Genomic DNA, 11,717 nt, shown 5'->3' on the forward strand with positions numbered 1-11,717 from the left:
TTCCCGACCTCCTACGCGCGAATCGACTTCCGATCGCACCCGTCATGGGTGCGGACTGACTACGCCAGCGTCGCCGCGTCGATGACGAAGCGGTAGCGGACGTCCGAGTTCAGGACGCGCTCGTAGGCCTCGTTGATCTGGTCGGCGCTGATGAGCTCGGTCTCCGGCAGGATCCCCTTCTCGGCGCAGAAGTCGAGCATCTCCTGGGTCTCGCGGATGCCGCCGATGGCCGAACCGGCCCAGCTGCGACGGTGTCCGATGAGCGAGAACGCGGGGACCTCGAGGGGCTCGGCCGGGGCGCCGACGTTGACGATCGTGCCGTCGACGGCGAGGAGGCCCAGGTAGGCGCCCATGTCGATCTTCGCCGACACCGTGTTGATGATCAGGTCGAACGAACTGGCCAGCTGCTCGAAGGTCGCAGCGTCCTTCGTCGCGTAGTGGGCCTTCGCGCCGTAGCGGAGCGAGTCGGCTTCCTTCGACGTGGTCTGCGACAGGACGGTGACCTCGGCGCCCAGGGCGACGGCGATCTTCACGGCCATGTGGCCGAGGCCGCCCATGCCGACGACGGCGACGCGCTTGCCGGGGCCGGCCTTCCAGTGGTGCAGCGGCGAGTAGGTCGTGATGCCGGCGCAGAGCAGCGGCGCGACCTTCTCGATGTCGAGCGACTCGGGGACACGGAGGACGAAGTCCTCGTTCACGACGACGGCCTGCGAGTACCCGCCCTGGGTGATCGAGCCGTCTGCCGGGTCGACGCCCGCGTAGGTCTGGATGTTGCCCTTGAGGCAGTACTGCTCCTCGCCGGCGACGCAGTTCTCGCACTCGCCGCAGGAGTTCACCATGCAGCCGACGCCGACGCGGTCGCCGACCTTGTGCTTCGTGACGTTCTCGCCGACGGACGAGACGTGGCCGACGATCTCGTGACCGACGACCTGCGGGTACTGGATGGGGCCCCACTCGCCGCGGACGGTGTGGATGTCCGAGTGGCAGATGCCGGCGTAGGCGATGTCGATCTCGACGTCGTTCGGGCCGAGGTCACGACGGGTGATCGTGGTCTTGACGAGCGGTTCGGTGGCGGACGGTGCCGCGTACGCGTTGACGGTGCGCAATGGTCTCCTCGTGGGGTTGTCGTCGGGCCGTTTCCGGCCCGACGACAATCGTGCCCGCTGGAGCGCTCCCGTGGGGGGTACCGACAGGGCACCCCGGAGGCGGAACACCGAGTGCTCGTCCAGAACACGCACGCCCTTCGACAGCGCCCGATCGGGACCGTACGGTTGCTGTACCGAGTCGAAACGAATCCGTCGTCACGATGCCGTCCGCGTCCTGCGGATCCCTGGCACAGCGGAGCGACCTCGGGAGACACCGGGCCAGTGGCCCACGAAGGGCTGGTCCTGATGACCGCCACATCCGCATCCCTGCCGTCCCACGAGTGGCACCGCCGAGGCCTCCGTTCCCCGTCCGAGATCGCCGCGCTCGTCGAGGCGCGCCTCGGGCACCCCGTGCTCGCCGTCGTCGACGAGCCCACCTACGCCGACTTCCTCCGGGCCCCCGCCGCCTGACGTCGCTGCCGAGGCCCGTGCGCCGGGCCGCCGGGCCGTCCGGGCGTTCCGCGAAAGCGACACCCTCCCGCCGAAGTCCTGCGGCAATCCGTCGCTTCCGCGGCACTGACCGCGGGTCAGGCCCTGGCTCTGTCGCTTCCGCGGCACGGACCGCGAGCGCCAGCCGCGCGGGTCAGGCCATGCGGGCCAGGCGCTGCCCCGCGATCCGGGCGAAGCGCAGCGGGTCCGCGAGCGCATCAGACGGTGAACCGGTGGTCTGCGTGGCGATGACGGTCAGGGAAGCACCCGCGTCCCAGTCGTCGAGCGGAGCGTCGATCGCCCCCGCGACGAGCATCCGCCGACGTCCTGCAGCGAGCGAGGCCACGACCGACGGCACCTTGCCCACGGCACTCTGCCCGTCGTAGCGCCCCTCACCCGTCACCACGACGTCGGCGGTCGCGATCGCACCGGGGAGCCCGAGCACCGAGGCGACCCCGGACGCCCCACCCACGAGCGTCGCGCCCCACACCAGCAGCCCGAATCCGGCACCTCCCGCGGCACCCGCTCCTGGCGTGGACGGGTCGACGTCCGGGAACCGCGCGGCCCACGCCGCCAGTCGTTCCTCGTGCACGGGAACGCGCGACGGGGTGATGCCCTTCTGCGGACCGAACACCGCCGCAGCACCGGACGGCCCGAGCAGGGGTGATGTGACGTCGGTCAACACCGAGACCCCGAGCGGCGGCAGCGGGCGGAACGACCCGTTGGGGAGGGTCAGCGCGGACAGCAGTCCCTCGCCCCCGTCGGTCGACGCGCTCCCGCCGATGCCGAGCACGAGCCCGGTCGCCCCGGCGTCGAGCGCTGCGGCGATCGCCTGCCCGAAGCCGATCGTCTGCGCGGTGTCCGGCTGCAGGGTCGTCAGCAGCGGGAGCCCGCTCGTCGCCGCGAGCTCGACGACCGCACGTCCGTCGGGCAGCGCCAGCCAGGAGGCGTCGACGGGGTCGCCAGCCGGCCCCGTCACGGTGATCGGCACGCGGCGGGCATCGGGGAACGAGGTCGCGAAGGCGTCGAGCGTGCCCTCCCCGCCGTCCGCCATGGGCATGAGCATGAGGGTGTCGTCCGGGCGCTCCGATGCCCACCCCTCGCCGATCGCGGCGGCGACGGCGGCCGCGGTGGCGGTCCCCTTGAACGAGTCAGGAGCGATCACGACGTGCACGCGACCACCGTAGCGGTCGTGTCACGGACTCAGGCCAGCGCGAACCTCGGGTGGGGAGCACCGCCGGTCGCCAGGTCCGCGAGCATCTCCCCGAGGAGCGGCGCGAACTTGAAGCCGTGACCGGAGAAGCCCGTCGCGACGGTGATCGGCCCGCGACGGTCCATCACGAAGTCGTCGTCGGGGGAGTTGTCGTACAGGCAGCTGATCGGCGAGGGCTCGGTCGGATCGACACCGGGAACGAAGCGCGCGACGTACGCCTGCAGCCGCTCGAGCTCCTCTGGCACCGCGGTGAAGTCCCGCGCGTCCGGATCGACGACCGGCCCGGTGCCGTGGAACCCGACCTTGACGCCCTCGCCCGGTGTGAGCAGCCCGTACACGTCCCCGCCGTCGAGCGGGTAGTGCACGAAGCTCGGCCAGGCGTCGTCCGCCAGGTGGCTGGGGAAGTGGGCCGGCTGCTCCTGGGTGACGCGGATGGCCGGGAGGCTCGCCCCGCGTGCCGCGAGCAGGTCGCCGACCAGCGCGGGAGCCCATGACCCCGTGGCCGCGACCACAGACCGGGTCGTCGTCCGCAGGACCGTTCCGTCTGGCTCGGTGGACGAGACGGTGACCGTGTCGCCGTGGTCCTCGATCCCGGTGACCCTGGTGTCGAACCGGAGTTCAGCGAGGCCGGTCCGCTCGGCGAGCGTGAGGAAGACCTCGATCGCGTCGGCGGAACGGATCCGGCCGGCGGTGGCGTGCGCGAGGACGTGCCCCTCGAAGGCGAGCCCGGGCCACCGTGCTGCTGCGGCCTCCTGGGTCAGGGTCTCGTGGGGGATGCCGGCGTCGGACAGCGCCGCGGCGATCGCGTCGACGACCTCGGGCCGACCGTGGTCGACGGCACCGGTCCGGTCGAGCAGCGTCTCGCCGCTCGCGGTCTCGAGCGCGTCCCATCGTTCGAGTGCGCGCGTGGTGAGCGCGACGTACTCCGGGTCTGCGTACCCCTGCCGGAAGATCCGCGTCGCGCCGTGGGACGAGCCGAGGTGGTGTCCGCGACCGTGCTGCTCGAGGAGCAGGACGCGCTCGCCGCGGGTCGCGAGGGCGTGGGCGGTCGCGGCGCCGACGACCCCGCCGCCGATGACGACGTGGGTGGTGGTCTGGTCCGAGGACATCTCCAGATCGTATGCGCTGGCCGCGACGGCCTCGATATCGTCGAGGACACTGAGACAAGGGTGGAGGGTCCGAAGTGAGCATGCAATCCGCGCTCCGGCGTGCACGACAGGTGGTCGCGGCCACGATGAATCCGGCGATCCCGGCGGACCGGTTCGAGTGGGTCGGTCCCGACGGGGCGGTCGACCGTGAGATGTTGTCGGAGACCAGGGAAGCGATCGAGCTCCTCCTCACCGACCGGGCTGTCCTGCACGTCGGACGGATCAGCGACCTGCCGATCGAGGCGAACAAGCGTCAGGAACTCTCGAACGCCATCGTGCGCACCGCGTTCGATCGGTTGCCGAGCCGGCGCAGCATCAGCGAGGAGACGCTGAACGCTTCACTCGCGATGTTCGTCGAGGACGTCGCGCTCGTCCGCCGTGACGCGGTCGACTCCGGCGTGCTCGTCCGCTCGCAGGATGGTGCCGCCTACCGACTCCAGTCGATGTGACGTCGTGCCGCTAGCTCGGGAAGCTGGCCCCCGCTCAGCGTCCCGCCGATGCTCACCCGACCGTGGCGGGGTCACATCCCGCTGCCGTCGAAGAACGCGGACAGGGCCGGTGCCGTGTCCGCGACGGTGGACACGTTCGCCAGGAGTACCACGCCGAGGAACAGGAGCATGCAGGGGAGCAGGACGCCCCCGACTGTCAGCACGCGTCGGAGCCGCCGATCGGGCTTGGGGGTGCGGGCCCGCCGTACCCAGAGCGCCACGGTGCCGGCGGCGACCAGCACGATCGCAGCGACCGCGGTCCCGACGAGGGCGGCGTGGTAGAGCCGGAAGTCGTCGACGAGGGCGGTCAGCACCGGGGTCGTCGCCCCGGTGGCGAGCTGGTCGCGGACCTGCGCCACCGGAGCGCTGTCCAGCGGGAGGAAGTTCAGGACCGACGACAGCGGCGCGACCGCACCCTGCACGTTCGCCATCGCCACCAGCAGCACCAGCGGTGCGACCGCAGCGCCGAGCACCCCGACCAGCAGCAGGCCGGTCCGAGGTCCTCTGGAACTCGCACGTGCCCACGCACCCCAGATCCGCCTCCCGACCGGCAGGAGGGCGACCAGGAGTGCGATGGCCGCCGCGGCCTTCACCACGTGGAACACCGACCAGTACGACACCGCTGCGGCGAGCGGGGCGCTCGACGCCCGCCCCGACGCCACCCACTGACCGAACCCGGAGGCGACGTTGCCGGGGAGCTCCGCGACCGATAGGTGTGTTCCCGATGTCCAACCGGCGACGGCGGCCGGCGACAGCACCACGGCGATCACCAACGCCCCCGCCAACGCGAGCCACGCGGCGCCGCGGCGGTCCAGGAGCTTCGTCGTGTCCACCATCGTGATCGCCCTTCAGGTCGTCGGGCACATCCCGATGGCACAACGCTAGGGAGACGGACCACGTGGCCGCGTCCTCCTCGATGACGAAGGCCGACCGTCGGAAGTCATCCTCTGGCGTGACCCGACGGCTGGTCAGCGCACCACGGGCGTTCGCAGCGTGGACCGTGCGGCGACGGCGACGACGAGCTGTGTGGCGACGAGAGCGCCCGCGACGACGGCGATGGCGAGGGTCCGGTCGATCGGCAGCAGCGCGGTGAAGAGGGTGCCGAGGACCGCGACCCCCAGCGCGAGAGCGGTCTGCTGCACCGTGACCATCACGCCGCCGCCGACACCCGCGAGGTGCGACGGGACGTCGGCGAGGACCGTCCCGAAGAGCGCGCCGACGCCGAGGGCCTGCCCGATTCCGGACAGCGCCAACGTCAGCACCACGGCGACTATCGGGGGCCCGTCGGGCGCGGCGATGACGAGCGCTGCGGTCCCCGCGAACCCGATCCCCTGGGTCAGTCCGCCGGCGATGAGCACCCTCCGTCCATGGCGTCGCAGGAGCGCGGGAACGGCGAACGAGGTGCAGACGTAGGCGATCGTGATCGGGGTGACGGCGACACCGGACCACAGCGGGCTGATCCCGAGGAGGTCCTGCGTGGTGAGGGCGAAGACGAACAGGAACGCACTGACTGCCGGGAAGAACACCAGCAGGATCGGGAGTCCTCGCCGCATGGACGGTAGCCGGAGCAGCGACGGCGGGAGCAGCGGCAGTCGCCCGAGACGTTCCGCTCGTGCTTCGACGACGACCAGCGCGGCTGCTGCCGGCGCGACGGCGACGAGGACCACGACGGTCCACACGGGCCAGCCGAGCGAGGGTCCCTCCGCCAACGGGACCAGCAGACAGACGAGCACGACGGCGAGCAGCACGACACCGACGAGGTCGAGCCCCGCGCGGACGGACGACCGGTTCTCCGGGACGGTGCGACGTGTGAGCAGCAACGCCGCGAGGCCGATCGGCAGGTTGACGAGGAACACCGTCCGCCATCCCAGGCCGAGGAGGTCGGCCTGGATGAGCAGCCCACCGACCAGCTGCCCGGCGACCGCGGAGAGTCCGCCGGCGACCGCGTACCGGCTGATGGCGCGAGCACGCGCGGGGCCTTCCAGCACGGTCTGCACCGTGGCGAGCACCTGCGGTGTCAGCAGCGCGGCGGCGGCGCCCTGGGCGAACCGCGCGAGCACCAGCACCGTCGCGGTCGGCGCGGTGCCGGCGAGCAGGGAGGTCAGGGCGAACGCGACGAGTCCGATGCCGAACAGGCGGCGTCGTCCGAAGCGGTCGCCGAGCCGGCCACCGAGGACGAGGAACGCGGCGTACGTCACGGCGTACCCGCCGGCGACCAGCTCGAGCGCTCCGGCGGACGCGTGCAGGTCGTGCGCGATGCTCGGCAGCGCGACGTTCGTGATGAACAGGTCGAGGTTGGCGAGGAACGGTCCGACGAGCAGGACCGTCAGTCCGAGCCGGCTGAGCGCCGGGGTGCGCCGCGATGCGGTGTCCTGGGACGTGCCTGAGGTCATGAGAGGAGCGTCGCGCAGGTGCACTGCTGGTACCAGGAGCCTCTTGGTACGGTTACCAGCACCACCAGGACGGAACGGCTCCCCAGGGGCAGGATGAGGTCGTGGACACTCGACTTCGCGAGCTCGGAGCGTTCCTGCGGTCGCGTCGCGGACGGATCCCGCCGCAGGAGATCGGCCTCGCCCCCGGTGGACGTCGGCGCACACCCGGGCTGCGGCGTGAAGAGGTCGCCCAACTCGCCGGCGTCGGCGTCACCTGGTACACGTGGCTCGAGCAAGGGCGTGACATCCACCCGTCCGAGCAGGTGCTGCGGGCCGTCGGTCGCGTGCTCCGACTCGATGACGACGAGCTGGCCTACGTGATGCACCTCGGCGGGTACCGAGTGACGCCCTCGTCACACGGTCGACCACGTGTGGACGACGTGGTGGTGCGGCTGATCGAGCGGCTGTCCCCGGTTCCGGCGTACGTCCAGGACGGCTGCTTCGACGTGGTCGCCCACAACGCGTCCTTCGGGCACCTCGTGACGGACCTCGACGCGCTGCCGACGACGGAGCGGAACACCATGTGGCTGGCGTTCACCGACGCGGACTGGCGTGCCGCGATGCCGGACTGGGAGTCGGTGACCAGACGGATGGTCGCGCAGCTGCGGTCGCAGAGCGAGATCGAACCGCTCGCCGACCGCCGCGCCGCGCTCGTCGCCGGGTTGAGCGCCGCCTCCCCGCGGTTCGTCGAGCTCTGGCATCGCCACGACGTGCTGCAACCGCGGACCGGACACAAGGTCTACGACAGCCCGCGGGTCGGACGGCTCCGGTTCGACGTCGCGACCACGTGGCTCGAACCCGATCCAGGGCTGCGACTGCTGGTGCACCTGCCGGCAGACGCCGAGACGGAGGAGCGGCTGGGGCTCTTGGAGGCCCGGCGGTAGGAGGCCGGTACCCGAGGACGACCACGGGGACCTGTGGAGCGAGTGACGGGAATCGAACCCGCGCTACCAGCTTGGGAAGCTGGAGTTCTACCATTGAACTACACTCGCGTACCCGCTCAGCGGGACTCGACAACCATACCGGATTCTCGGCTGGAAGCCAGCCGACCGCGTGCCGTGTGCCGTCGTGCCGGGGCCGACCCGAGCCTCCCGTTCGGTGCCCGTGTCTCTTCTGTGAGCCCGCCCGCCTGACGGACAGGTGTCGGACGCGTGTGTACCGTCCAGGGAGTTCCAGCGACCCTGAACCGAGGAGGACCCGGATGGTCAGACATCCCCTCATCGACGACGTCGTCGGCCCCGCGATCGTGGTCGACTCCGACTCGCAGGTGGTGTGGCTGACCGAGGCGCTGGCCTCGCTGCTGCGGCGTGCGTCCGCGGCCGAACGCATGGTCGTGCTCCGGACCGGGCCGCAGGCTGCGCTCACGCCGGCGCTCCGCCACGCCCTGGGCGTGCACGGTGCCGCATGGGCGGTGCGGGACTTCGACGGGAGCCTCCGCGACGGCCGGACCGGTGTCCGTGCCGCCGGCGTCGAGGACTTCGTCGAGCGCGGGCCGGAACTGCTCGGGACACCGTCCCCTGAACACCCGGTCGCCGGTGACTCGGTGCGCCAGATCAGCATCGACCTCACGCTGCGCCACCACGACGAGCGGGCGGTCGACATCGGTTCCGCGATCGAGGCCCTGTGCCACACGGTCGGTACCTGTCCGACGCGCTGGGGCACCGCCGAGCCGCTGTCGGTGCCGTGGGACCGCTGGGTCGTCACGCAGTACGCCAAGCACGAGTCGCCCGGCGTCAGCACCTCGTACGCCGTGGGCGACGGGTTCTCCGCGACCATGACCGCGCACCTCACCGACGGCGTCGTCATCGAGACCATGTCCGCCGTCCTGACGATCCCGGAGGACGGGGCGGACCCGGCGCTCGCGGACCGGCTGCTCGACGCCGTGCACCGCGTCGCCGAGGACGTCGTCCCGGTGTTCGGCGTCGTGATGCAGCGGCGTGGGGACGCCGACCACCTCGTCCGTGCCGTGTCGCACGGCGAACCGGCACCACTCGCCGTCGTGGTCGGGCCGGAGGCGGCCGGGTTCCTCGACCGAGGCGCCGTGTGGCCGCCGCCGCACACCTCGACCTCGACGTTCGGTGCCGGAGCTGCGGTCGACGGAGGCGGGCAGGGACTCATCGTCCGGCTCGAAGACGGCTGGACGGCGCTCGAGTCGTTCCTCGACCGCATCGACGAGGACCGCTTCCTCCAGCTGGTCGGCGGCGCTCCGCTCGACCCGGCGCACGACGAGGGAACGCTCGACGGGCACGTCGGTGCCGGCGGTCGGCACGGTGGCATCGGTGCCCCGTGATGTGACCCTGCTCTGCCGGGAACAGGTGGAGATCCGCGAGGTCGCCGAGGCGCTGCTGCTCCACGACGACACCTGGGGTGTGCGGGCACTCGACGACGGACCGATGATGCAGGTCTGCCGTGACCAGGAGCACCCGGTGATCACGGTGCTCGGCGTCCGCCGGGTCGACTCGTTCGACGAGGTGGAGCGGATCCTTCCGGACGCCCCGACCCTCGGGACCCCGCTGTGGTGGGTGGACACCGTGACCCCTGCCGGGTCGGACGGCGAGTCGGGAATCGCGGCTGCGCTCGAGGCCGCACTCGACCTCGACGCGGTCTGCATCGTCCACGGGGACTGATCGGCGCGCGCGCTCCCACGCCGCGGCGCGGTGGCGGTACGGCGGCGGTACGGATCGCACCCGCACAACCGAAAGCACTCCGAACCACGGCGATCGGCGGTTCGGGGTGCTTTCGGTTGTGCGGACGCCGCGGACGGCGGACGGCGCCGCGGGCCGCCCGACTGGCTCGGCGTCAGTCGCGGTTCATCGCGGACAGGCGCTCGTTGTACGCCTTCAGCTCGGCGTCCCCGTCGCGGTCGGCCTGGCGGTCGAGGCGCTTCGCGTCGCGCTTGTCCGACTTCACCCAGTTCCGCACCACGAGCAGCGCCACGAACACCATCGGCAGCTCGGACGCCCCCCACGCGATGCCGCCGCCGGTGTGCTGGTCGGCGAGGAGTGCGGCGTCGTTCGTCTGCCCGAGCGCGTGGAACCAGTCGACGGCGTAGATCGACTCCGACGTCATCACGGCGACACCGAAGAACGCGTGGAACGCCAGGGTCGCGAGCAGGGCGATGATGAGGATCGGGTACTGCGGGCGCTTGGGACCGGGGTCGATGCCGACGAACACCCAGAAGAACAGGTAGCCGCTCAGCACGAAGTGGACGACCATCGCCACGTGCCACTCGTGTGACTGCATCGCGGCCTGGAACGCACCGGTGAAGTAGAACACCACGAGGGACCCGGCGAAGATCACCCCGGCGACCGCGGGCTTCGCCATGAACTGCATGTACCGCGAGTGCACGAACAGCATGAGCCACTCCCGGGCGCCGCGCGAGCCGTCGTTCCGGACCGGCAGGGTCCGCAGCGCGAGCAGCACCGGGCCGCCGAGCACGAGCGGCAGCGGCACGAACATCATCAGCAGCATGTGCTGGATCATGTGCGACGAGAAGTGGATCATGCCGTAGACCGACGGACCGGCCGAGGTCGTCCAGATGAACACCGCGCAGCCGAGCAGCCACGAGATCGTCCGGCCGACCGGCCACTTGTCGCCGCGCTTCCGGAGCTTCCGGACGGCGAAGAGGTACCAGCCGGCACCGACCACGGCGAGGGCGAGCCACACCCAGTCGATGTGCCACTGCGTGAGGAAGGTGTGCAGTGTCTGCGTCGGCGGGTACGGGTAGCCGATGAGGCCCGAGCGGGTGTCCTCGCCGGTCTCCGGGGTCTGCGGGATCGGCGGCTGGCTCCGGGACACCGCGACCGAGACGCCGATCGCGACGGCCATGAACACGATCTCGGCGAGGGCGAACCGGGTGAACGACCGGCGGTCCAGCGGGGAGCGCAGCAGTGCCGGCACGAGCTTCCGTCGCTGCACGACACCGGCGAGTCCGAGCAAGATCAGGATCGACGCCTTGACGGTGATGAGCCAGCCGTAGGTCGTCGTGAACAGGTCGAGCGGCCCGGTCAGACGGAGCGAGGCGTTCACGATGCCTGAGAACGCCACGGCGGCGAACGACCACCCGGCGAGCGTCGAGTACCGGGCGACCATGCGTCCGGTGGCGCCCTTCGTCCTGGTGCGCAGTGCGACGACCGCGACGAGCCCACCGGCCCACACGCACACCCCGATGAGGTGGATCGCGAGGGAGTTGACCGCGTTGGCGTGCTCGAGGGACCCGGCGGCATGGCCGGAGAGGGCGAGGGGGAGCAGCGCGAAGAGCCCGGCGACCGTCGCCACGGCGAGTGTCGTGACCCGGGTCGCGAACGCCGCGAGCACCGTCGCGATGAGGATCGCGGCCGCCGACACGACGAGCGCCTGCCCGATCTCGACCTGGAACGCGAAGAGCATGAAGTTCCGCGCGAACACCGAGTTCGTCAGCGGGACCCCGAGGGTGTTCGCCCCGGTGAAGACCAGGCTGACGACGGCGGCGAGGAACCAGATCGCTCCGGTCGTCGCCGCCCACCGAACCGCCCGGTGCTGGACGCTCGACATCGCGCCGTGGTCCTTCTTCTGCGCGGGGAGCGCGAACGCGGCGACGATGAGCAGCCCGATCGTGAGCGCCGCCATCGTGTCGTGCACCACCCGCGCGACGGGGAGCCCGTACTGCACGAGGTCGCCGGCCGACACGAGCTGCTGGCTCGCCGTGAACGCGCCGGTCACGGTCATGCCGAGGATCGAGCAGCCGACCGCGAGCGGGATCGCGATGGCGAGCACGGTCGCAACGGTGGACGTACGAGCGGTGACGGGCGCCGATTCCGGCGCCGAGCCTCCAGGCTGTGTTTCGGGTGACGTGACGGTCATCGACCTGTTCCGGGGACGCT

At 71.3% G+C, this 11,717-nt stretch carries 11 protein-coding genes and 1 tRNA gene; 5 read left to right on the top strand and 7 right to left on the bottom strand.

Translation table 11 applies throughout. From position 1 onward, the window contains the following. Positions 1 to 59: 59 nt before the first annotated feature. Entirely contained in the window at positions 60 to 1,106 is a 1,047-nt protein-coding gene (locus AAEP80_RS05625) for an NAD(P)-dependent alcohol dehydrogenase (protein WP_413600076.1), read from the bottom strand. Positions 1,107 to 1,391: 285 nt separating this feature from the next. On the opposite strand from AAEP80_RS05625, the gene AAEP80_RS05630 reads away from it, so the two are divergent. After that, positions 1,392 to 1,556, top strand: coding sequence for a hypothetical protein (locus AAEP80_RS05630; RefSeq protein WP_281266723.1), 165 nt, complete (start codon positions 1,392 to 1,394; stop codon positions 1,554 to 1,556). A gap of 172 nt (positions 1,557 to 1,728) precedes the next feature. On the opposite strand, the gene AAEP80_RS05635 is transcribed toward AAEP80_RS05630, so the two are convergent. Together AAEP80_RS05635 and AAEP80_RS05640 are read right to left on the bottom strand one after the other, a co-directional pair. Then, the gene (locus AAEP80_RS05635) at positions 1,729 to 2,748 is read right to left on the bottom strand and encodes a glycerate kinase (protein ID WP_420366285.1); all 1,020 of its coding nucleotides are present in this window, start codon (positions 2,746 to 2,748) and stop codon (positions 1,729 to 1,731) included. A gap of 29 nt (positions 2,749 to 2,777) precedes the next feature. Beyond that, on the bottom strand, positions 2,778 to 3,896 hold the full coding sequence (locus AAEP80_RS05640; protein ID WP_420366286.1) for an FAD-dependent oxidoreductase: 1,119 nt from the start codon (positions 3,894 to 3,896) through the stop codon (positions 2,778 to 2,780). Positions 3,897 to 3,976: 80 nt separating this feature from the next. Between AAEP80_RS05640 and AAEP80_RS05645 the strand changes: the two genes are divergently transcribed. Then, entirely contained in the window at positions 3,977 to 4,384 is a 408-nt protein-coding gene (locus tag AAEP80_RS05645) for a DUF2087 domain-containing protein (RefSeq protein ID WP_420366848.1), read from the top strand. A gap of 71 nt (positions 4,385 to 4,455) precedes the next feature. Here the strand turns inward: AAEP80_RS05645 and AAEP80_RS05650 are convergent, their stop codons facing one another. Together AAEP80_RS05650 and AAEP80_RS05655 are read right to left on the bottom strand one after the other, a co-directional pair. Further along, positions 4,456 to 5,259, bottom strand: a complete 804-nt coding sequence (locus AAEP80_RS05650; protein WP_420366287.1) for a hypothetical protein — start codon at positions 5,257 to 5,259, stop codon at positions 4,456 to 4,458. Positions 5,260 to 5,391: 132 nt separating this feature from the next. After that, positions 5,392 to 6,816, bottom strand: a complete 1,425-nt coding sequence (locus AAEP80_RS05655) for an MFS transporter (RefSeq protein ID WP_402727953.1) — start codon at positions 6,814 to 6,816, stop codon at positions 5,392 to 5,394. 101 nt (positions 6,817 to 6,917) lie between these two features. Between AAEP80_RS05655 and AAEP80_RS05660 the strand changes: the two genes are divergently transcribed. Next, on the top strand, positions 6,918 to 7,739 hold the full coding sequence (locus AAEP80_RS05660; protein WP_420366288.1) for a helix-turn-helix transcriptional regulator: 822 nt from the start codon (positions 6,918 to 6,920) through the stop codon (positions 7,737 to 7,739). A 34-nt stretch (positions 7,740 to 7,773) separates the two neighbouring features. On the opposite strand, the gene AAEP80_RS05665 is transcribed toward AAEP80_RS05660, so the two are convergent. Further along, a tRNA-Gly gene (locus AAEP80_RS05665) sits at positions 7,774 to 7,847 on the bottom strand. A 209-nt stretch (positions 7,848 to 8,056) separates the two neighbouring features. On the opposite strand from AAEP80_RS05665, the gene AAEP80_RS05670 reads away from it, so the two are divergent. Together AAEP80_RS05670 and AAEP80_RS05675 are read left to right on the top strand one after the other, a co-directional pair. Further along, on the top strand, positions 8,057 to 9,145 hold the full coding sequence (locus AAEP80_RS05670) for a DUF6177 family protein (RefSeq protein ID WP_420366289.1): 1,089 nt from the start codon (positions 8,057 to 8,059) through the stop codon (positions 9,143 to 9,145). Beyond that, positions 9,135 to 9,482, top strand: a complete 348-nt coding sequence (locus AAEP80_RS05675; RefSeq protein ID WP_281266729.1) for a hypothetical protein — start codon at positions 9,135 to 9,137, stop codon at positions 9,480 to 9,482. The genes AAEP80_RS05670 and AAEP80_RS05675 overlap by 11 nt, the downstream gene beginning before the upstream one ends. 172 nt (positions 9,483 to 9,654) lie before the next feature. Here AAEP80_RS05675 and AAEP80_RS05680 read toward each other — a convergent pair whose 3' ends face one another. Then, positions 9,655 to 11,610 (bottom strand): cytochrome c oxidase assembly protein, encoded by a 1,956-nt coding sequence (locus AAEP80_RS05680; protein WP_420366290.1) that lies wholly within the window; start codon positions 11,608 to 11,610, stop codon positions 9,655 to 9,657. Between the last annotated feature and the right edge of the window lie 107 nt (positions 11,611 to 11,717).

This window comes from Curtobacterium sp. L3-7 (assembly GCF_048756585.1).
Taxonomy (GTDB): Bacteria; Actinomycetota; Actinomycetes; order Actinomycetales; family Microbacteriaceae; genus Curtobacterium.

What these genes read in the sequence shown, in the direction of transcription:
- AAEP80_RS05640 (WP_420366286.1), bottom strand. Translation starts at nt 3,896, where the DNA reads ATGTCCTCGGACCAGACCACCACCCACGTCGTCATCGGCGGCGGGGTC.
- AAEP80_RS05670 (WP_420366289.1), top strand. Translation starts at nt 8,057, where the DNA reads ATGGTCAGACATCCCCTCATCGACGACGTCGTCGGCCCCGCGATCGTG.
- AAEP80_RS05630 (WP_281266723.1), top strand. Translation starts at nt 1,392, where the DNA reads ATGACCGCCACATCCGCATCCCTGCCGTCCCACGAGTGGCACCGCCGA.
- AAEP80_RS05645 (WP_420366848.1), top strand. Translation starts at nt 3,977, where the DNA reads ATGCAATCCGCGCTCCGGCGTGCACGACAGGTGGTCGCGGCCACGATG.
- AAEP80_RS05655 (WP_402727953.1), bottom strand. Translation starts at nt 6,816, where the DNA reads ATGACCTCAGGCACGTCCCAGGACACCGCATCGCGGCGCACCCCGGCG.
- AAEP80_RS05650 (WP_420366287.1), bottom strand. Translation starts at nt 5,259, where the DNA reads ATGGTGGACACGACGAAGCTCCTGGACCGCCGCGGCGCCGCGTGGCTC.